The 19,077-nt window shown below is 66.8% G+C and carries 18 protein-coding genes; 6 read left to right on the forward strand and 12 right to left on the reverse strand.

From position 1 onward, the window contains the following. Positions 1–315: 315 nt before the first annotated feature. The 3 genes from fusA (at position 316) to N5J29_RS00930 (ending at position 3,644) form a co-directional block, all read left to right on the forward strand. Positions 316–2,352: an elongation factor G gene (gene fusA / locus N5J29_RS00920; RefSeq protein ID WP_128988587.1), complete on the forward strand. Its 2,037-nt coding sequence runs from the start codon at positions 316–318 to the stop codon at positions 2,350–2,352. A gap of 156 nt (positions 2,353–2,508) precedes the next feature. Further along, positions 2,509–2,781, forward strand: a complete 273-nt coding sequence (locus tag N5J29_RS00925) for a hypothetical protein (RefSeq protein WP_019659661.1) — start codon at positions 2,509–2,511, stop codon at positions 2,779–2,781. A 110-nt stretch (positions 2,782–2,891) separates the two neighbouring features. Then, entirely contained in the window at positions 2,892–3,644 is a 753-nt protein-coding gene (locus tag N5J29_RS00930) for a SapC family protein (RefSeq protein WP_053518557.1), read from the forward strand. A 50-nt stretch (positions 3,645–3,694) separates the two neighbouring features. On the opposite strand, the gene N5J29_RS00935 is transcribed toward N5J29_RS00930, so the two are convergent. From N5J29_RS00935 to N5J29_RS00975, 9 genes are all read right to left on the reverse strand, one after another. Then, entirely contained in the window at positions 3,695–4,228 is a 534-nt protein-coding gene (locus N5J29_RS00935; RefSeq protein WP_053518555.1) for a lipocalin family protein, read from the reverse strand. Between the two features lie 7 nt (positions 4,229–4,235). Then, on the reverse strand, positions 4,236–5,309 hold the full coding sequence (locus N5J29_RS00940) for a cyclopropane-fatty-acyl-phospholipid synthase family protein (RefSeq protein ID WP_164152905.1): 1,074 nt from the start codon (positions 5,307–5,309) through the stop codon (positions 4,236–4,238). Beyond that, positions 5,306–6,091, reverse strand: a complete 786-nt coding sequence (locus N5J29_RS00945; RefSeq protein ID WP_164152904.1) for a DUF1295 domain-containing protein — start codon at positions 6,089–6,091, stop codon at positions 5,306–5,308. The genes N5J29_RS00940 and N5J29_RS00945 overlap by 4 nt, the downstream gene beginning before the upstream one ends. Further along, entirely contained in the window at positions 6,088–6,636 is a 549-nt protein-coding gene (locus N5J29_RS00950; protein WP_053518549.1) for a DUF2878 domain-containing protein, read from the reverse strand. The genes N5J29_RS00945 and N5J29_RS00950 overlap by 4 nt, the downstream gene beginning before the upstream one ends. 1 nt (position 6,637) lies before the next feature. Then, complete coding sequence (locus N5J29_RS00955; RefSeq protein ID WP_164152114.1) at positions 6,638–7,897, reverse strand: cyclopropane-fatty-acyl-phospholipid synthase family protein; 1,260 nt, start codon at positions 7,895–7,897, stop codon at positions 6,638–6,640. Beyond that, positions 7,894–8,661, reverse strand: coding sequence for a DUF1365 domain-containing protein (locus N5J29_RS00960; protein WP_128988603.1), 768 nt, complete (start codon positions 8,659–8,661; stop codon positions 7,894–7,896). Before N5J29_RS00960 ends, N5J29_RS00955 begins: the two co-directional genes overlap by 4 nt. Then, the gene (locus N5J29_RS00965; RefSeq protein ID WP_164152112.1) at positions 8,658–9,935 is read right to left on the reverse strand and encodes an FAD-dependent oxidoreductase; all 1,278 of its coding nucleotides are present in this window, start codon (positions 9,933–9,935) and stop codon (positions 8,658–8,660) included. The genes N5J29_RS00960 and N5J29_RS00965 overlap by 4 nt, the downstream gene beginning before the upstream one ends. A 1-nt stretch (position 9,936) precedes the next feature. Next, entirely contained in the window at positions 9,937–10,887 is a 951-nt protein-coding gene (locus tag N5J29_RS00970) for an acyl-CoA desaturase (protein ID WP_164152110.1), read from the reverse strand. Between the two features lie 93 nt (positions 10,888–10,980). Next, on the reverse strand, positions 10,981–11,748 hold the full coding sequence (locus tag N5J29_RS00975) for a hypothetical protein (protein WP_164152108.1): 768 nt from the start codon (positions 11,746–11,748) through the stop codon (positions 10,981–10,983). Positions 11,749–11,880: 132 nt separating this feature from the next. Between N5J29_RS00975 and N5J29_RS00980 the strand changes: the two genes are divergently transcribed. Genes N5J29_RS00980 through N5J29_RS00990 form a run of 3 tightly spaced genes read left to right on the forward strand, consistent with a single transcriptional unit; the run spans position 11,881 to position 13,882 of the window. After that, on the forward strand, positions 11,881–12,504 hold the full coding sequence (locus tag N5J29_RS00980) for a sigma-70 family RNA polymerase sigma factor (protein WP_065182216.1): 624 nt from the start codon (positions 11,881–11,883) through the stop codon (positions 12,502–12,504). Continuing rightward, positions 12,501–13,181 (forward strand): ChrR family anti-sigma-E factor, encoded by a 681-nt coding sequence (locus tag N5J29_RS00985; protein ID WP_277381768.1) that lies wholly within the window; start codon positions 12,501–12,503, stop codon positions 13,179–13,181. The genes N5J29_RS00980 and N5J29_RS00985 overlap by 4 nt, the downstream gene beginning before the upstream one ends. 32 nt (positions 13,182–13,213) lie before the next feature. Beyond that, the gene (locus N5J29_RS00990; protein ID WP_053518533.1) at positions 13,214–13,882 is read left to right on the forward strand and encodes an NAD(P)H-binding protein; all 669 of its coding nucleotides are present in this window, start codon (positions 13,214–13,216) and stop codon (positions 13,880–13,882) included. 21 nt (positions 13,883–13,903) lie between these two features. On the opposite strand, the gene N5J29_RS00995 is transcribed toward N5J29_RS00990, so the two are convergent. From N5J29_RS00995 to N5J29_RS01005, 3 genes are read right to left on the reverse strand one after another with little or no spacing between them, the layout of a single operon-like run. Next, the gene (locus N5J29_RS00995) at positions 13,904–16,300 is read right to left on the reverse strand and encodes a response regulator (protein ID WP_164152104.1); all 2,397 of its coding nucleotides are present in this window, start codon (positions 16,298–16,300) and stop codon (positions 13,904–13,906) included. Next, positions 16,293–16,760 (reverse strand): response regulator, encoded by a 468-nt coding sequence (locus N5J29_RS01000; protein ID WP_053518529.1) that lies wholly within the window; start codon positions 16,758–16,760, stop codon positions 16,293–16,295. The genes N5J29_RS00995 and N5J29_RS01000 overlap by 8 nt, the downstream gene beginning before the upstream one ends. Then, on the reverse strand, positions 16,757–18,994 hold the full coding sequence (locus N5J29_RS01005) for an ATP-binding protein (RefSeq protein WP_279924079.1): 2,238 nt from the start codon (positions 18,992–18,994) through the stop codon (positions 16,757–16,759). The genes N5J29_RS01000 and N5J29_RS01005 overlap by 4 nt, the downstream gene beginning before the upstream one ends. Between the last annotated feature and the right edge of the window lie 83 nt (positions 18,995–19,077).

The raw sequence follows: 19,077 nt of genomic DNA on the forward strand, positions 1-19,077 counted from the left end.
CGCGCCAGATTGGCAGGTCTAGAATGCGCCCCATGAACCGGATGCCGCTCCTGAAGTTTTTCACCCTGACCCGCGCAAGCGCGGAACGGGCGTGTCTGCCTGGAGCTCGACGGGGCCGCTGAATCGGCCACCGTTGGACCATCCACAGAGCGCCCTCCGGGGCGCTCTTTTCGTTTCCGCAGTCCCTTTCATCCACCCGCTGCACCGCAAGGAGAACGTGCCATGCACCAGATCGCCGAGACCGAACGCTAGCCGCGCACCCTGTCGCCAACCGGGGTGCGCGGCCCCCGAAGTTGGCTTGCAGGAACCCATCACATGAACACCCAGATCCTTTCCCGTCGTCGCAACCTCGGCATCATTGCCCACATCGACGCCGGCAAGACCACGCTCACCGAACGACTGCTGTGGAAGAGCGGCGAGATCCACCGCGTCGGTGAGGTCCATGACGGCAACGCCACCACCGATTTCTCGGCGATCGAGCGCGAACGTGGCATCACCATCGGCGCAGCAGCCGTGCAGGCGCAGTGGGCGCCGCGCGATCTGCCGCCGCATCGGCTGACCCTGATCGACACACCGGGCCACATCGATTTCGCCATTGAAGTCGAGCGTTCGCTGCGGGTGCTCGACGGTGCCGTCGCGGTGTTCTCTGCCGTGGATGGCGTGCAGCCGCAGTCGGAAACGGTGTGGCGCCAGGCGCGCCGGCACCGGGTGCCGTTGATCGCCTTCGTCAACAAGATGGATCGTGTCGGCGCCTCGTTCGAGCGCGTGCTGGAGCAGCTGCGGGACAAGCTGCAGGCGCGGCCGTGGGCGCTGGGTGTGCCGCTGGGCAGCGAAAGCGACTTCAGCGGCTGGGTCGATCTGGTGGATGAGCGCGTGCTGCAGTGGCGCGACGGCGGCGTGGTGACCATCACGCCGTGGGATGACGCTGCACGCAGCCAGTGGCAACCGCGGCGCGACGCGCTGGTGGAGGCCGTGGCCGACCATGACGAGGGTCTGGCCGATGCGTGGCTGGAAGGCCGGGTGATCGATGCGGAACTGCTGCGCGCGGCACTCCGGCGGGCGACGCTGGCCGGTGCGGGCGTGCCGGTGCTTGCGGGTGCGGCGTTCAAGGACAAAGGCATTGAGGCGCTGCTGGATGCGGTGGTCGATTACCTGCCTTCGCCGTTGGATCGGCCTGCCGTCACTGCCGAAGGCGAGGCCGGCGACGTGCTGCTGCCGCCGGATCCGGAGGGTCCGCTGGCGGGCCTGCTGTTCAAGATCACCCATCAGCAGCACGGTGCGCTGAGCTTCGTGAGGCTGTATTCGGGAACGCTGAAGGCAGGCGACGCTGTGGCCAGCTCGCAGCATCCGCAGGGTCGGCGCGTGAGCCGCCTGGTGCGGGTGCAGGCAGACCAGACCCATGACATCGAGCAGGCCGTGGCCGGTGACATCGTCGCGGTGCTGGGCTGGAAGGATGCAGTCAGCGGTGAAACGCTGAGCGCACGCGATCAGCCGTTGCGCCTGGAGAGCATCCAGGCACAGGCGCCGGTGCTGGCGTGGCGCCTGGAACCTGCGCGTGCAGCGGACCTGATCCGCATGGCGCAGGGGCTGGCCAGCCTCGCCCAGGAGGATCCGTCATTCCGCGTGGAGACCGATCGCGAGAGCGGCGAAACGCTGGTATGGGGCATGGGCGAACTGCACCTGGAGGTGATGGTCGAGCGCCTGCGCAGCGAATGGAAGGTCGATGTCGGCATCGGTTCGCCGCGCGTTGCCTACCAGGAAACGCCGTTGTGCGCGGTCTCCGGCGTGGTCGGCAGGGTCGTCAAGCAGAGCGGTGGCCAGGGCCAGTTCGCCCATGTGGTGCTGGACGTGGCGCCGCGCGAGGATGACCAGGTGGTGTTCAACGATCGCATCGTGGGAGGCGTGATCCCCCGTGGTTTCATCGCAGCGGTGGAGAAGGGTGTGCGTGCGGCGCTGTCGGAAGGACCGCATGGGCATCCGGTCGTGGGCATCGAAGTGACCCTGGTGGACGGCCAGACCCATGCCAAGGATTCCTCGGACATGGCGTTCCACCGGGCCGGCAGTGAGGCCGTCAGGGCCGCGCTGGCCAGTGCCGGCACGCAGGTGCTGGAGCCGGTGATGGCGGTAACGGTGCATTCGCCCTCGGCGTCGGTGGGCGACGTGGTCGGTGACCTCAACCGTCGCCACGGTCGCGTCGCGCGCATCGAGGACCAGGAGGGCCGTGCCGAAGTGATCGGCTTTGCACCGTTGGCGCAACTGGTGGGCTACACCACTGCGTTGCGCTCGCTCAGCCAGGGGCGCGCCAGCAGTGAAGCGCACCTGCACGGTTACGAGCCGGTACGCGCTGCCTGAAGTGTGCAAGGGGCCCGTTCGCGGGCCCCTCTTGCTGCCGGCGAGCGGCGGCAGGGCGCATTGCAGTGCAACAAAAGTGTAGAAAAAGCTGGATTAAAGTGATGCCTCACGATAAATTGCGCACCCGTCGTTGCTTGCCGCTGTCAGCCCCCACTCATGCGTGATGACAAAGACCCCGGAACCCTGGAGCTGACCCTGCCGCGCAAGCGCGGTCGTCCGCCCAAATTCGGGTACGCGATGAGCGATGCGCAGCGCGCCGCGCGTTACCGCGCACGCAGGTCGGGCCAGGCCAACCACGCCGATGTGCGCTCCTGCAGTGACATGGTCCTGCTGGACAAGATCCGCGCCGCGGTCAGTGCGCGCGACACCGAACTGGCGGGCTTCCTTGTCCACGTCCTGTGGCAGCGCTATCCGCTGCAGCTGAAATAAGTCAGTGCCGGGGTGGTGGTCGTCACCCGGCTTGTTGATAATGCGGGATTCAGGTTGTTCCCGCTGGCGCGCCCGGGATGGCAGGCGCGCATGATGAAACGGTTCCTACGATGACCACCAGCGACACCACCACCGAAGCGGCGCAGGCCGGCACCCCCCTGTTCTACACCCGTCCGGTGCCGCTGCAGGCTGATGTGCACGCCGACCTGCGCATCCTGCCGGGCAAGCTTGATTTCGCCGCCGGCAACAACGCCATTCCGCTGGTGCTCGGCGAGTTCTCGCTGGCACTGCACCATTTCCCGATCCTGTTCGCCGGCCCCGGCGCCGTTCCGATGGCTGCCGTCGGCGTGACCAACGAGAACCTGTTCATCAAGGACGGGCTGTGGGAAGACGAGGCCTACGTTCCGGCCTATCTGCGTCGCCACCCCTTCATCTTCATCGACACCGGCGCGGACAACGATTTCCTGCTCGGCATCGATGAAGCGAGCCCGCGCGTGGTCAAGGGAGGCGAGGAAGGCCAGGCGCTGTTCGCCGACGGCAAGGCTACCGACATGGTGCAGCAGGCGCTGGAGTTCTGCGGCCAGTACACCCGCGAGCACGAACAGACCCAGGCCTTCTCCAAGGCGCTCATCGAAAAGGGACTGCTGGTCGAGCGCAACGCGACCGTACGCGCTCCGAACGGCCAGGAGTTCAACCTCAACGGCTTCCAGGTGGTCGACGTCGAGAAGTTCGTCGCGCTGCCCGAGGAAACCGTGATCGAATGGCACCGCAGCGGCTGGCTGGCCCTGATCCACCAGCACCTGATGTCGCTGGGCCGCTTCAACGACCTGACCCGTCGCCAGGTGGAACGCCTGGCAGCCTGAGCGGGCTGAAGGGCCGGGCTCCCGCGCAGCGGGGCCCGGTCCGTGCGGGACTAGCGCAGTGACTGCGGAACGCGCCGCAGCTCGCGGGTGTCATATCCCATCGCGGCGATGCGTTTCACCGCCTGCGCATAGTCCTCCGCAGAGACCTGCGGGGTGCGCGCCATGTACCACACGTAGTCGCGCTTGCTACGCGCCACGATGGTCTGCTGGTAGTCGCTATCGATCCAGGCAATGACGTACTCGGCCTGAATGGGCCATACGAACTGCATGCCCCAGATGGCGCCGTTGCCTTCCTTCTCGACCCTGCCGATCGGGTGCATCGATCGCTGTGGTGCGTCGAAACTGCCCTTGCGATAGGTGAAGGTGGTCTGGATGCGGCCGTCCGGCCGCGGCGCGTAGCTTTCAATGGCGTCAAACGCTTCGCGTTCTGGCCAGGAAGGGATATGGGCGATGACGTACCAGTCGCCCATGAAGCGGGGAACGTCGACCGCCTGCGGTCGCGGCAGGGGGCGCAGGTCACCTGAACTGCAGCCGGTGCCGAACAGGGCGATCGCCAGGAACGAGAGCAGCGGAAGGGGGCGCATGGTGACCTCAACGTGGCCGGAACAGGTAATGGGCAACCAGCCACTGCTGGCCGTTGTCGTAGCCGAACAACTCGGCGCAGGCCATCCAGAACATGCGCCAGCGGTTCCACCATTGCCTTGCCGCCGGCCTGCCATAGGTTGCCTCCAGGATCGGCATGATGCGTTCACGCGCGGCATCCTGGTTCGCCAGCCAGTGGTCAGCCGTACGCTGGTAATGCGTGCCATCCAGCAGCCAGCGCCGCTGCAGGCGCAGGTCCTGCTGGAAGTGCAGCAGAGTGTCGGCAGCGGGCATCAGCCCACCCGTGAAGAAGTGCCGCCCCATCCAGTTGTCGCCGCCTTCGGTTTCAAAGGGGTACATCAGGGTGCGGTGGGCGAAGATGTGCACGAACAGCGCGCCGTCGGGCTTCAGCCACTGCGCGATGCGTGACATCAGCTGCGCATGGTTGCGGACGTGCTCGAACATCTCCACCGAAACGCAGCGGTCGAAACGGCCGGCGGGCAGCTCCAGCCGGTTCACATCGCAGGTGATCAGCTCGACATTGCCCAGCCCGCGCAGCCTGCACTGTTCAAGGATGTGCTGGCGCTGGCTGTGCGAATTGGACACCGCCGTGATGCGCGCGCCCGGGAAGCGCTCGGCCATCCACAGGGTCAGCGAGCCCCAGCCACACCCCAGTTCAAGGATGTGCTGCCCGTCAGCCAGGCTGGCACGCTCGCCGTAGAGCTCGAGCATGGCGACTTCGGCTTCGTCCAGGGTCTCGCGACCGCTCGGGTAGTAGCAGCTGCTGTATTTCAGGCGCTTGCCCAGGCAGGCCTGGAAGAATGCGGCGGGGACTTCATAGTGTTGCCGGTTGGCGGCATCGACATGAAGCGCGACCGGGCTGCCGGCCAACTGCTCAAGGCACTGGTTGAAGCGCGCGGACTGCGCCTCGATGCCCCCGGCACTCTCTTCCTGGAGGCGTTGGGCGCACAGCCGGCGGATACCGGAGCGCAGGGCCACATCCGGAATGAGGCCGCGCTCGGCCCAGGCGATCAGCCCGGTTTCCGGATCGGCAGGCGTTGCGAGCGATGTGGCGACAGTCATGGCAGGTGCTCCTTGGACGAACGCGGGAACCACGGGAAGAACATCGGCGTGCTGCGCTGGTAGTCGCGGTAGTCCTCACCACGGCTGCGCAACGCCTGCTTTTCGGTGAAGGGAATGCCGCTGAGATAGCGCAGGAACAGGTACATCAGCACCGGTCCTGTCCAGGCAAGCCAGCCCAATGGCGAGCCGGCCGCGAGCAGGACGTAGGTGAACCAGTGCAGCCATTCGAAGAAGTAGTTGGGGTGCCGCGAGTACCGCCAGAGGCCGGTGCGGCAGGTGCGCCCCTTGTTGGCCGGGTCGGCGCGGAACCGTGCGAGCTGATGGTCGGCCAGCGCCTCGCCGCCGACGCTCAACAGCCAGACTACGGCAGCGGCGGCAACCCAGCCCGCCGCGGCGGGCGAGTCGTTGCTGGCGACGGCCACGAATGGCAGGGAGAACAGCACGATCAGCAGCGCCTGGGCGATGAAGAAGCCGAAGATCTTGCCCTGGTGGCTCTGCCAGTGATCTCGCAGGTATCGGTAACGCCCGTCCTCGGCCTCGCGCCGCACGCGGCTCCACAGGTGCAGCGCGAGTCGGCCGCCCCACAGGCCGCCCAGCACCGCAAGGGCCACACGCGGCAGCGCGGCGCCGTCACCGAGCAGGGCCAGTATCAGCGCTGACGCAGCGACGCCCATCGCCCACAGCACATCGACGATGCCGATGTTGCGGTGACGGCGTTGCCATGCCCATCCCCAGGCCATGATGAGCAGGGCATACAGGGCAACCCAGGGCAGGGCGTTCATGGTCGGGCTCCGGCAAACGGTGGGCGGATGGCCAGCCTCGACCAGCGACGCGCAGCGATACACAGCAGCGGCAGGGCGATGCTCCAGCCGATACCCAGCGTCAGCAGGCCTTTCCAGGCCGGGGGCGAAAGCTGCACGGCGTCGAAGCCGCGGCTGGCGGACAGGTACGCCAGCGGGGCAAGCAGCAGGCCAAAGCACACGGGGAGCGCCGTGTTCCGCTGCAGGAAGGCCATCGATGCATTGATCGTCATCGCGAAGGACGCCCAGAGTGCGAGGATCCAGGGCGGTGGCATCCAGCCCAGGGGCGCAGCGGCATAACGCACCACGCCCGCGGCGGCAGCGGCGCCATCGACCAGCCACGCACAGGCCAAGGCCAGGACCAGCAGGCGGAGCTCGACCCGGGGCAGGGGACTGGTGCTGAGCTGGCTGGCCACGAACAGTGTGGCGGCCAGCAGTGCTGGCCATTGCAGCCCGCGCCCGGCGCCAGCGACCGCGCACAGCCAGACCGCCTGGTTGCCGAGCAGATTGAGCCAGGTGCGGCGCATGTCAGTGTGCACCCGTGGCGTGCGCGCTGCCCCGATGGCCGGGGCGTGCCAGCAGCAGGTGTGAAACGCCGATCGAACGTTCCAGGAAGCCGCCCTCGCAGTAGGCCAGGTAGAACTCCCACAGACGGCAGAACCGCGCGTCAAACCCCTGCGCATGCACTGCGGGAAGCTGTGTGAGGAATCGCTGGCGCCACGCCCGCAGCGTGAGGGCATAGGAATGGCCGAAGTCCTGCTGCGCCAGCAGCTGCAGATCGCTGGCACGGGTCTTGGCGCCCATGATCGCGTTGATGGAAGGGATGAAGCTGCCGGGGAACACGTGGCGTTTGATGTAGTCCACGCTTCGGCGCGCCTGCTCATAGCGGTGGTCTTCAATGGTGATCGCCTGCAGCAGGGCCAGCCCGTCCGGCGTGAGCAGCCGTTGCAGGGTGGCCATGTAGGTGTCCAGATACTGGGCGCCGATCGCTTCGATCATCTCGATCGAGACCAGCTTGTCGTACTGCCCGTCGAGGTCGCGATAGTCCTTCGTCAGCAGGGTGATGCGATCCTCCAGACCCGCGGCGCGCACCCGTGCCGTGGCCAGCGCATGCTGCTCGGCGGAGATCGTGGTGGTAGTGACATGGCAGCCGTAATGCTGCGCGGCATGCAGTGCGAACCCGCCCCACCCCGTGCCGATCTCGACCACCCGGTCTCCGGGTGCCAGGCGCAGCTGCTGGCAGATGCGATCGAGCTTGCGCCGCGAGGCGTCCTCGAGCGTGTCCTGCTCGCTGGCGAACAGTGCCGATGAATACATCAGGTCCGTTGACAGGAACAGGGCGAAGAAGTCGTTGCCGAGATCGTAGTGAGCCGCGATGTTGCGCCGGCTGCCTTCGCGGCTGTTGCGGCGCAGCCGGTTCCAGCCGCGCAGCAGCCAGCCGCCGATGCGTGCCGGGCCACGTTCCATGCCGTCCAGCAGATCGCGGTTGCGCACCAGCAGGCGTACCAGCGCAACCAGGTCGTCGCATTGCCAGTCGCCATGGATGTAGCTCTCGCCTGCGCCTACGCTGCCTTGTGCGGCGACTTTGCGGTAGAACGCCGGGTCATCGATGGTCACAGTGACATGCAGTTCCCCCGCAGCGTCGCCCAACAGTGTTTCGCCGAGGGCATCCCGTACCCGCAGCTGGCCTTCGCGCAGCGGTGCAAGCTGGGACAGCAGGCGTTGGCGCAGGTATGCGTCGAGCGCGCCGGCCCGGGGCATGGCTGCCGATGGAGTCATCTCGTTCATCGCGGTTTTCCGGCAAGTGAGGGGTGGTCATGGACCGGGTTGCGCTTGAGCCACAACCGCAGCGCATGCCAGTGAATCGCCGCAACGACCTGCACGGTCATCAAGGGATACAGGGTGAGCACCTTCGCCAGGCCGCGCCCGTCCAGCGGTCGTCGCTGCATGTGCTGCGTGGCGTCGAACTGGCGCACGCCCTCCTGCAGAACCTGCATGTGGACCCTGAGGTCCTCGCCGGGCGTGCTGAACCGCCAGTCGTAGGTGCAGTCCATCGCCATGAAGGGCGACACATGGAAGCGCTTCTGGAACTGCCAGCGCAGTGAGCCCGGCTCGCTGGCCGCTTCTGCCACTGACAGGACGTAGGCGTGGCGCTCTTTCCATGGCGTATTGGTGATGTCGGCCACGATGCAGTCCAGTGTGCTGCCGTCAGGCTGGTAGCAGTAATAGAAGCTGACCGGGTTGAAGACGTGCCCGCCGAAGCGCAGATGGGTCAGCAGGCGGATGGGGCCCGCCGGGCGATGACCCCGCACGCCTGCGACATGGCGGCGGACCGCCTCGGCAAGCGGCATCGAGGGGTCGCCGAAGTAGTCGCTGCGCCGGAACTCCGCCAGATTGCGGCGGTTCAAGGACCACAGCCATCGTCCGGCAAAGATCGTGTCCAGCTCGTCGAGATCAAGCAGCAGCTGCGCGACCGGGTAGCGGAAGGCGTGCGCGTGCGGCTGGTGCCTGCGGTGTATCACGTGGCCGAAGTAGAGGGCGCTGGCGCTCATGCGGCGGCCTCGTCCTGTGTCATGGGACGTGGCTGTGGCGAACAGGTCCGCATTGCGTCGACGACACGACGGGCACTGCGGATGCCATCTTCGTGGAAACCCCACCCCCAGTAGGCTCCGGCAAACCAGGTGTGGCGGCGGCCCTGTACGTCGGCCCAGCGCTGCTGGGCTCGGACTGCAGCATGATCGTGCACCGGGTGTGCATAGCTCATGCGACGCAGTATGCGGCGTGGGTCGATCGCCTCGGTGCGGTTGAGCGTCACGACCAGCGGGATGTCGCCGGGCAGTCCCTGCAGCAGGTTCATGCAGTAGCTCACGGTGCAGGGGGCCGCGGGATCGCGCGGCACATGCGCGTTCCATGCAGCCCATGCCTTGCGGTTGCGGGGCAGCAGGGACGCATCGGTGTGCAGTACGACGTCGTTGGGCTGGTAGCGGATGGCACCGAGTACGTCACGCTCGATCGGATCGGCATCGGCCAGCAGTGCCAGCGCCTGGTTGCTGTGGCAGGCGAGGATCACTTCATCGAATCCTTCCACGCCCGCAGCGCTGTGCACGCGCGCCCCCCAGGGCATCCGCTCGACGGCGAGGACGGGACACTCCAGTCGCTCGTGCACCCGCCAGCGGCGGCGCAGGGCGTCCACGTAGCGCGCCGAGCCACCTTCCACCACGCGCCACGGCGCGCGGCCGGTCATCTGCAGCATCTGGTGGTTGGCCATGAACTGGGCCAGGTAGCGTGCGGGGAAGTCCAGGACGGTCGCCGTCGGCGACGACCACAACGCCGACGCCATCGGCAGCAGATGCTCGTCGACGAAGGCTTGGCCATAGCGCTGGCTGCGCAGGTAGTCGCCCAGCGTTGGGCCTTCCCGCTCGGCCAGCAGCAGCGGCGCATCGCGATAGAAACGCCGCAGGTCGGAGAGCATTCCCCAGAAGCGCGGCGAAACGAGGTTGCGTCGCTGGCAGAACAGGCCGTCCAGCGAGGTGGCGTTGTACTCCACGCCCGAACGCTCGCTGTGCATGGAGAAACTCATGGTGGTGGGCTGCGAGGTGACGCCCAGCTCGTCGAACAGCGCGCTCAGCAGCGGATAGTGCAGCGGATTGAACACGATGAACCCGGTGTCCACAGCCATCCGCGTCCCGCCCAGCTCGATGTCGTGGGTGTGGGTGTGTCCGCCGAGATAGTCGTTGGCCTCGAACAACGTGACGTCATGTTCGCCGTCCAGCCACCATGCACTGGCCAGACCAGAGATTCCCGAGCCGATGACTGCGATGCGCATGTCAGTATCTCGCCTTGTCCAGGACCCACGCAGGGATGGGTTTGAGCCCGCTGACCAGCCGCAGGGCGGCCATTGCGCGCAGCCCGTACCAGGTCATGTCCACCTCCCACCAGCGGAAGCCCTGCCTGACCGAGCCGGGAAAGAAGTGATGATTGTTGTGCCAACCCTCGCCGAAGGTCAGCAGTGCCAGCCACAGATTGTTGCGGCTGTCGTCACGGGTATCGAAGCGGCGCCGGCCGAAGCGATGCGCCAGCGAGTTGATGGTGACCGTGGCATGGAACAGGACGACGGTGGAAACGAAGAAGCCCCAGACCAGAAGCTGTGGCCCGGACGTGTGCAGGCCGGGCGCTGCCCGTTCTAGCAGTTCGCCCAGTACATAAAGGCCTGCCGCCAGCAGTACCGGCACCGCGATGTCGAAGCGGTCCAGCCAGCGCAGTTCCGGGAACCGGGCCAGATCAGGCACCCGGGCAAGGTCGGTGGTGAACGCCTCGCGGGTCAGGAACCAGCCCATGTGACTGCGCCAGAATCCGCGCTGGCGTGGGGAATGGGGGTCCTGCGGCTGGTCGGCGTGGCGGTGGTGATGCCGGTGGTGCGCGGCCCACCACAGCGGGCCGCGCTGCACGCTGGAGGCGCCGATCACCGCGAATACGAACTGCACCCAGCGCGGCGCCTGGAAGGTTCGATGCGAGAAGTAGCGGTGATAGAACGCGGTGATCGCAAACATCCTGATCGCGTAGAGCGCAGCTGCCACGGCCACGGCGATCCAGGACACCCCCACCCAGATCACGCCGAGGCAGGCCAGGTGCATCAGTGCGAATGGCACCGCGCGCAGCCAGTCGATCCGATCCGCACGCCCACTGTCGGTGTCCATTGCAGTGCCGGCGTCGAACCAGCGCCGGATGGTGCTCAGAAGGCGTTCGCGTCGGCTGCGGAGGGGCGCTGCGGAAGCCATGGGGCGGATCTCGAGAGAGGCGTGTGTTTCTCTACGCAGCAGGGCGGGAAATGGATGCGCCTCGTTGCAGATTCTTCGTCTTCCTGTTTGTCTTCACTTCGCCGTAACGGCGCACCCGGCGACCAGAGGCCGCGCCCACGCCTGCTGCCACTGGCTGTCCGGCTGGGGCGCAGGCGGGCTGTCGAAGCGCACCACCACGGCGGGGTAAGTGCCACGTGCATCGCGCAGGTTGCTGGTGCCGCGGAACTCCAGCAGGCGACGATCGGCCTCGGCGTAGACCAGTGACAGGCGTGGGGCCACGCCGCCATACCAGGTGTCCAGCTGGACCTCGAATGACTGTGCAGCCAGCCCGCGCCAGCGGTTCGCACCACGCCAGCTGACCTTGACCGGATAGAAGCGCTGGCGCCCGGGGACGAGAAAGGGCAGGGTCACCTCGGCTCCCTGCAGCAGCGGTGTCCAGTGCTGGCGCACGGCCGCATCGAAGCCGGCATCGACGACTGCACCGGCAGGCGCTGGCAGGCGTGCCTGCCGCGATGTGGACGAGGCACTCTCCTTCCACGTGATGCGGACTGCATCGCTGGACATCTCCACGTCAGCCTGCTGACCGGAGCGCTGGTCGAGCAGCCGGTAGCCGCGCGCCAGCGGTCGATCCGTGGCCGCCATGTGTTTTCTTGCAAAGGGCTGGCCGTCCGGGCACAGGTACTGGACCCAGCGCTCGGCGCCTTCCGTGGCGCCCCGCTGCCAGTGCATCTCGCGGTAGGCCACCCGGCCATCCGGCAGGGTGGCGATGCCCTCGTTGTGCAGCAGGGTGGCCGAGAGTGCGTGGCAGGGCAGGCACAGCAGCAGGAGAGTGATGCGCATCGAAGGCGCTCCGGCGGGGGGACGTCCTGGCATACGCGGCAGGGCCGTTGCTGGATGCAGGTCGGCGCTGCATCCAAACGGGCCCGTGGCCCGTACTCAGGACAGACCTTCACCAGCCCGCCGCGACCGCAGATGTACCCTGACGCCGCCAGCCCTCCCGTTCCCTTCGACACCGCCCGCCTCGTGTCCAGTTCCCAGCAGCCCAGCACTGACGCACTGAACTGGACCGGTGACATGGACGCGGTGGCGCGGTTGCGCGACCGCGACTGCTTCATGCGCATCTATGACCACTTCATGCCCAGGTTGTGCGTCTATCTGCGCGGACTCGGCGTGCCGGATGCCGTGGCTGAAGAGCTTGCGCAGGAATGCCTGTTGAAGGTGTGGCTGCGCGCTGGAGACTACGATCCGGCGCAGGCGGCACTGAGTACATGGCTCTACCGGATCGCCCGCAACCTGCATATCGACCGGGTCCGGCGCGAGCGGAGCTGGATGCAGGTCCAGGCGGCCGTCGAAGAGGCCGCTGCCGCGGACCTGGTCGAGCGCAGCAGCGCCGAGCAGTTTGCCGACCATGCACGGCTGCGCCAGCGCATCAACGAACTGCCGGCCGTGCAGGCGCGCATGGTCCGGATGTCGTACTTCGAGGCCAAGAGCCACGGTGAGATCGCCTCCATTCTGGGCATGCCGCTGGGGACCGTGAAGTCGCATCTCCGCCGCGCATTCCTGCGCCTGCAGTCGCGGATCGGAGGTGCGCAATGAGCCCGCACCACCATCTGCACGAATCGACGTTGATGAGTTATGCGGCCGGCGCACTGCCGGTGCCACTGAGCATCGTCGCCGGCACGCATCTGGAGCGCTGCCCGGTGTGCCGGCAGCGCCTGCGGGAGGCTGAGGCGATCGGTTCGGCGCTGCTGGAACACACCCAGCCTGCGCTTGCCGAAGACCGCCGGGACGCCCTGCGCGAGGCCATGCTGGCCCATCTGTCCTCGCAGGCGGTCTCAGCAGCGGCCGAGCCATCATCGCCACGGGAGGTGCCGCATGAACGGCCGGAGGCTGATCCGGACTACCTGCCGGCATCGCTGCACCCGTATTTCGGCAGGTCACTGGCAGCGCTGCGTTGGCGCTGGATCGCGCCTGGCGTGCACTGCATCCGGGCCGAACAGATGCCATCGTTGATCATGCTGAAGATCGCCCCCGGAAAGTGCCTGCCGATGCATAGCCACGGACAGAGCGAACTGACGCAGATCCTGCGCGGTTCCTACAACGATGCGTTGGGCCTGTTCGCGCCTGGCGATGTCGCGGATCTTGACGAGGACGTTGAGCACCAGCCGGTGACGGCGCCGGGCGTGCCATGCATCTGTGTATCCGCGCTGGATGCCCCGCTGGTGTTCAGTGGTTGGCTGGCGCGCCGCATCCAGCGTTTCGTGAAACTCTGAGCCCCGTGGACAGCCACGCCGCCCCTGGCCGCATGAAGCTGCTCGTTGCCGGTGCAACAGGGCTGGTGGGGCAGGGCGTTGTCCTGGCCTGCCTGGAATCGCCCCGGGTGCAGCGTGTCACGGCACTGGTCCGCAGGCCGGGCAGCCGGCCGGGGCAGCAGGTCGCCGAGCTGCTGCTCGCCGATTTCCGGCAGGCCGCCGGGAGTGTTGACCTGTTTTCGGGATTCGACGCCTGCCTTTACTGCGCCGGAGCGCCGCCGGTGGGAACCCGCGAAGCCGAGTACCGCGCGGTGACCTTCGATGCCACGCTTGCCGTGGCTTCGGCGTTCGCCCAGGCATGTCCGCAGGGGCGCTTTCTGTACGTGTCCGGGGCTCATGCTGATCCGCAGAGCCGCATCATGCCATTGCGGGTGAAGGGGCAGACCGAACAGGCGCTGGCCCGCTTGCCGATCCGTACGGTGATGTTGCGACCAGGCGGTGTCCAGCCTGTTGCAGGTACAGGCACGGTGCATTCGTGGATGAAGCCACTCTATGGTGTCGGCGCCCCGGTGCTGGGGCTGGTCGCACGCATGGCCCCTTCCATCGCGACCAGCAATCTGGCCCTGGGGCGGGCGATGGTTGCATTGGCCGACATGCCACAGCCGCCGGGCGTCGTTGAGTGCGCGCAGATCAACCGGCTCGGAACCAGGCAAGGCCCCTGAGCCGGCGCGCGCCCCGGTCCGTCAGCTGGAGGACGCCAGCACGCCGCGGATCGATTCGGCCAGATCGGCGCGCGTGAATGGCTTGCTCAGCAAAGCCGCAGAGCGGCCCGCGCCCCCGGGGGCGTCATGATCGCGCGGATAGCCGGATGTGAACAGAATCGCCACCTCAGGCCAGCGCTCCCGGACTTCGCGACCCAGTTCCCAGCCGGACATGCCGGGCATCACGATATCGGAGAACAGCAGATCGATGCGCGCGTCCGGGCGTTCCAGCAGGCGCAGCGCGGACGGCCCGTCATGTGCCTCCAGCACGCGGTAGCCCAGCTGGCGCAGGGCGTCGACGGTGTATGCGCGGACATCGTCATTGTCTTCAGCGACCAGGATGGTCTCGCCGCGCTGTTCATAGCCGGCCAGGCCCGCTGCCGGCGCGGGAGATTCACAGGGCAGTGGCAGCGGCGAGCGCGGGAACATCATGGTGATGCTGGTTCCTCCGCCCTCCACGGAGTCGATCAGGACGTGGCCGCCGGACTGCTTGACGAAACCATGCACCATGGAGAGCCCCAGGCCCGTGCCACGCCCCACCTGTTTCGTGGTGAAGAACGGCTCGAACACCCGCGCCAGCGTATCGGCCGGCATGCCGTGGCCGTTGTCGCGGACACGCAGCATCACGTACTCGCCCGGAGCCGCATCGGGGAACAGGGCGGCGTAGTCGCCGTCGAGATGGCTGTTGTCGATCTCGACCTTCAGCCGGCCGCCGCTGGGCATCGCATCGCGTGCATTCACCGCGAGGTTGAGCACGGATGCCTCCAGCTGCGCGACGTCCAGTTCCACGCACCAGATGCCGGCAGCCGTGCTGATCTCCAGTCGCACCAGCTCGCCCAGCGCCCGCTGCAGCATGTCCTGCATTCCGAGCATGCAGTCGTTGAGGTTGACGGCCTGGCTGCGCAGGGGCTGGCGGCGCGCGAAGGCCAGCAGCCGCTGGGTCAGGCTTGCCGCGCGCGAGACGCCCTTCAGGGCGTTGTCCAGTGCGCGTGTGGTCGCCTCGGCCGACGCTCCAGGATGGCCGCTCAACAGCATCGCGTGCTCGACGTTGCCGGAGATGACCGTCAGGATATTGTTGAAGTCATGGGCGATGCCGCCGGTCAGCTGCCCGACGGCCTCGATCTTCTGCGCCTGCCGGAGTGCATGCTCAGCCTGTAGTCGTGCGGTGGTCTCCACGGCTTCGGACACCACCGCGGTGACCTCGCCGGCGCCGTCCTGCAACGGACGGAATGAAACGTCGAAACTTCGCCGGCCGGTGGGCAGCTCCAGTTCGAGCGAGTGCAGGGAGCTGCGCCCACTTACGGCATCGGCAACCGCCTTGTCGATCACCTCGCTCATTCCGGGCGTGGTGGTGAACCAGGGCGTCTGCCAGTAGGGGGTATCCACAACCTGCGCCTTCTCGGCCAGCACCGCGGCCAGCGAGGCGACGTTGGCGTCGACGACACGCCCGGACAGGTCAAGCAGCACCTGATGCTGGAAGCTGGACTCGAAGATGGACTGCAGACGTCGCTTGCTGGCCCGGAGCTCGGCGGTGCGCGCCTGAACCTGCCGCTCCAGCGACTGGTTGTCCTCGCGCAGGGCCAGTTCGGCGCGCTTGAGCTGGGAAACGTCGCTGCCCACGCAGATGTAGCCGACCACGCGGCCATCGGCTGCGCGCTCCGGTACGCAGTCCATCTGTACGAAGCGCGTCTCACCGCTGCGATGGGCAAGACGTGCCTGGAAGTTGGCGCGCTCTCCCTGGAGGACCTGCTGCAGGCTGGGCAGCGCCTCCTCGAAGGCTGAAATCCCACTGATCTCGCGCGCAGTCCGTCCCTGCAGTTCGGCCAGGCTCACCCCGTGCCAGTCGAGAAACGCACGGTTGGCGAAGCGGAAGCGGTGTTCGTGATCGAACTGCGCGATCAGCGCCGGAACCACGTCGGTGATCTGCTGCAACTGCGCCTGGCTGTCATTCAGCGCCGCCTGGGCCTGGGCCAGCTTGCCACGCTCGTGCGCCTCCTGCCGTGCACGCCGTATCGCGTCCGGCAGTCGTTGCAGCCGCTGCTTCACCACGTAGTCGCGCGCGCCACGGGTCAGGGCCTGCACCGCCAGTTCTTCGGTAAGCGTGCCGGAAACAAAAATGAACGGCGTATGGGGGACGCGTTCGCGCGCCAGGGCCAGGGCCGCATCGCCATCGAAGCCGGGCAATACATGATCGGCGAGGATGACGTCATGCGTGCCGCTGTCGATGGCATCGAGGAAACCCCGACGCGTCCATACGCGCTCCGCCTCGAAATCCAGGCCGGCCCGCAGCAGCTGGGCGGAGATCAGCTCCGCATCGAGTGCGCTGTCCTCCAGCATGAGGACGCGCAGGCGCTCGCCGCGGTCGGTGATATCACCCATGGTGGTGTCCCGAGCCGTTCGGGCGATGCGGCGGTGGTTGATTGGTGATTCCCCAGAACATGCCAAGACCCTGGATCGCGTCGAAGAATTCCTTGAAATCCACGGGCTTGACCACGAACGCGTTGACCCCTAGTTCATAGCTGCGGATCAGATCCTGCTCCTCCCGCGACGAGGTCAGCATCACGATCGGGGTGCTGCTGAGAACGGGATCGCCACGAACCTGCTCGAGCACCTCCAGTCCATTGACCTTCGGCAGCTTGAGATCGAGCAGCACGACCACGGGGCCGCCATGGCGGGCACCGGAAAAGGCGCCCTCGCATCGCAGATAGTCCAGCGCCTCGGCGCCGTCACGCACATGGATGACATCATTGAGCAGCTGGCAACGCGACAGCGCGGCCAGGGTCAACTCAGCATCCTTGGGGCTGTCCTCGACAAGCAGGATCGGCCGCAGGTCCCTCATTGAACATCTCCAGAATGCAGGGGCAGGGTGAAATGGAGGGTGGCGCCTTTGCCCGGCTCGCCCTCGGCCCAGGTGCGGCCGCCATGGCGGCCGATGATGCGGCGCACGTTGGCCAGGCCGATGCCGGTGCCTTCGAACTCCTCGACATGGTGCAGCCGCTGGAATACGCCGAACAGCTTGTCCACATAGCGCATGTCGAAGCCGCAGCCGTTGTCGCGCACAGTGAAGACATCCTCGCTTTCCGAGCGCTCGTGCGCCACTGCGATCACCGCGTGCGTGCGCTCGCGGGTGAACTTCACTGCATTGGACAGCAGGTTCTGCCAGACCAGGCGCATCATGGTGGGGTCGGCCTCAACCGGGGGCAGGTCCCCGATCTGCCAGTGGACGTCGCGTCCGTGGTATTCGAACTCCAGCATCTTCCGCACATCCTCCACCATGGCTGCCATGTCGATGCGTGCGCGACCCAGCGTCGAGCGGCCCATCTGGGAGAAGCTCAGAAGATCATCCACCAGCGTGCCGGCCGATTTGGCCGAATCGACGATGGTGTCGAGGAAACGCCGCTCGGTCTCGTTCAAGCGCTCGGCTGCCGAGCTGCCCAGCAGTTCGGAATAGCCCACGATATGCCGGAACGGGGCGCGCAGATCATGGCTGATGGAATACGAGAACGCCTCCAGCTCCTTGTTGCTGCGCATCAGCTGCTCGTTCAGTTCGGCCATCTCTTCCGCCTTGCGCAGCACGATGTCGACGATGGCGTTGCGCATCTCGAGCGCCGCATCGCAGTCGGCCTCGTTCCACGGCAGGCTGCGGTGCTGCACGGTCTCTTTCCATGCCTCGAAGGAATGCCGTGGCGACAGGGCGTCGCTGCCGCCTGCGCTCTTGCGTGGATCGCCACCCCATCTGACCGTGCGTACCACCTCTGGGCGGAACCACATCAGGTAGCTGTCATGCAGCTGGGAGATGGATACGGCGATCACGCCGCTGGCAACATCGCTGAACTGCTCCGCAGGCGGCCAGGCCGCGGTCAGATGATCGGTGACGTACATTTCCTCGCCCACGTGCGCGGTCGCGAGCCACTGTGCCAGCGCAAGTACCTCCGGATTCCCGGGGCATTGGCCCAGGCGCATGCAGTCGTTCCTGTGCACGATGGCCGCGCCCTGCGCGCCGGTCAGTGAAAGCAGGCTGTCAGGGTCCCGGCGGAGCGCGGCCATGAAGTCCTCGTCGCCGGCCATGCGGCCCAGCAGCTTGACCAGCAAGGACCGGCGCCCGACCCGTTCCTCAACGGCGCGTGCGCGCTGCTTCAGTGCGATCTGCAGCGACAGGATCTGCCCCATGAACTCGCAGGCCGTGCGCACGTGATAGGGCAGCCGGCGCGGCTGTGCGCTGTGGCACGACACCAGCCCCCACAGCTGTCCCTCGTGGATCAGCGAGACCGACATCGATGCCGCCGTGCCCATGTTGCGCATGTACTGCAGGTGCACCGGCGAGACGCTGCGGAGCGTGGAAAGGCTCAGGTCGGTGGGCGGGGCCTGGCGATGATGCCCGGCCCGCACCAGGGGCACGGGCGTGTAATCGCAATCGGCGATCAGCCGCACCCGGTTATGCAGATACAGGGCGCGCGCCTGCGCCGGAATATCCGATTCCGGGAAGCGCAGATCAAGATACGAAGGCAGGATGCCGTTGCCATCTTCGGCCACGACGGTTCCATTCCAGCCGGCGTCGAACTGGTAGACGAGCGTACGGTCGAATCCGGCGATCCTGCGTATGTGCGCAGCCGCCAGCTGGCAGAGATCCTCGACCGTCGCGGCACCCTCGATGGCGAGCATCAGTTCGCGGATCGCGGGGTACAGCTCCTCCAGCGAGGCGGGTTGACCGGCAACGGGGGCTTCCAGTTCGATCAGAAGATCGTCATCTGAACGATGCGCGAGCAACTGGTGGCGCCCCAGCCCATCCAGGTGGACCGCGCCCAGGTGCAGCGTGCCGCCGGGTGCGATGTGCCGCAGGCGATGTACGAAGGGGCCGATCACACCGCCCAGTGCGTTCTCGACATGCTGCATCAACGGATCACCGTACTGGCGCAGCGCGATGGGCTGGCTAACGGCACATTCCCGCACCAGCAGCGTCAGCGGATCCAGCACCAGCAGCACGCCGTAGGGCTGGATGGCGCCCGGTGTGTGGATGGGTTCCCGCGCACAGTCCGACAGTGCATCGTTCCAGGTGCGATCAGCGGAAGGCATCAAGGGCGGTACTCATGATTCGTGACGGGCCGGGCGGAATGGAATGGTGACGGAAAATGCTGCGGCCGCATACCGTCCGGACG

This window comes from Stenotrophomonas sp. GD03680 (genome assembly GCF_029844625.1).
GTDB lineage: Bacteria > Pseudomonadota > Gammaproteobacteria > Xanthomonadales > Xanthomonadaceae > Stenotrophomonas > Stenotrophomonas maltophilia_P.

Bases quoted from the DNA above. Each gene is read 5' to 3' on its own strand.
- fusA (WP_128988587.1), top strand. From the start codon at position 316: ATGAACACCCAGATCCTTTCCCGTCGTCGCAACCTCGGCATCATTGCC.
- N5J29_RS00925 (WP_019659661.1), top strand. From the start codon at position 2,509: ATGCGTGATGACAAAGACCCCGGAACCCTGGAGCTGACCCTGCCGCGC.
- N5J29_RS00930 (WP_053518557.1), top strand. From the start codon at position 2,892: ATGACCACCAGCGACACCACCACCGAAGCGGCGCAGGCCGGCACCCCC.
- N5J29_RS00935 (WP_053518555.1), bottom strand. From the start codon at position 4,228: ATGCGCCCCCTTCCGCTGCTCTCGTTCCTGGCGATCGCCCTGTTCGGC.
- N5J29_RS00940 (WP_164152905.1), bottom strand. From the start codon at position 5,309: ATGACTGTCGCCACATCGCTCGCAACGCCTGCCGATCCGGAAACCGGG.
- N5J29_RS00945 (WP_164152904.1), bottom strand. From the start codon at position 6,091: ATGAACGCCCTGCCCTGGGTTGCCCTGTATGCCCTGCTCATCATGGCC.
- N5J29_RS00950 (WP_053518549.1), bottom strand. From the start codon at position 6,636: ATGCGCCGCACCTGGCTCAATCTGCTCGGCAACCAGGCGGTCTGGCTG.
- N5J29_RS00955 (WP_164152114.1), bottom strand. From the start codon at position 7,897: ATGAACGAGATGACTCCATCGGCAGCCATGCCCCGGGCCGGCGCGCTC.
- N5J29_RS00960 (WP_128988603.1), bottom strand. From the start codon at position 8,661: ATGAGCGCCAGCGCCCTCTACTTCGGCCACGTGATACACCGCAGGCAC.
- N5J29_RS00965 (WP_164152112.1), bottom strand. From the start codon at position 9,935: ATGCGCATCGCAGTCATCGGCTCGGGAATCTCTGGTCTGGCCAGTGCA.
- N5J29_RS00970 (WP_164152110.1), bottom strand. From the start codon at position 10,887: ATGGCTTCCGCAGCGCCCCTCCGCAGCCGACGCGAACGCCTTCTGAGC.
- N5J29_RS00975 (WP_164152108.1), bottom strand. From the start codon at position 11,748: ATGCGCATCACTCTCCTGCTGCTGTGCCTGCCCTGCCACGCACTCTCG.
- N5J29_RS00980 (WP_065182216.1), top strand. From the start codon at position 11,881: ATGTACCCTGACGCCGCCAGCCCTCCCGTTCCCTTCGACACCGCCCGC.
- N5J29_RS00985 (WP_277381768.1), top strand. From the start codon at position 12,501: ATGAGCCCGCACCACCATCTGCACGAATCGACGTTGATGAGTTATGCG.
- N5J29_RS00990 (WP_053518533.1), top strand. From the start codon at position 13,214: ATGAAGCTGCTCGTTGCCGGTGCAACAGGGCTGGTGGGGCAGGGCGTT.
- N5J29_RS00995 (WP_164152104.1), bottom strand. From the start codon at position 16,300: ATGGGTGATATCACCGACCGCGGCGAGCGCCTGCGCGTCCTCATGCTG.
- N5J29_RS01000 (WP_053518529.1), bottom strand. From the start codon at position 16,760: ATGAGGGACCTGCGGCCGATCCTGCTTGTCGAGGACAGCCCCAAGGAT.
- N5J29_RS01005 (WP_279924079.1), bottom strand. From the start codon at position 18,994: ATGCCTTCCGCTGATCGCACCTGGAACGATGCACTGTCGGACTGTGCG.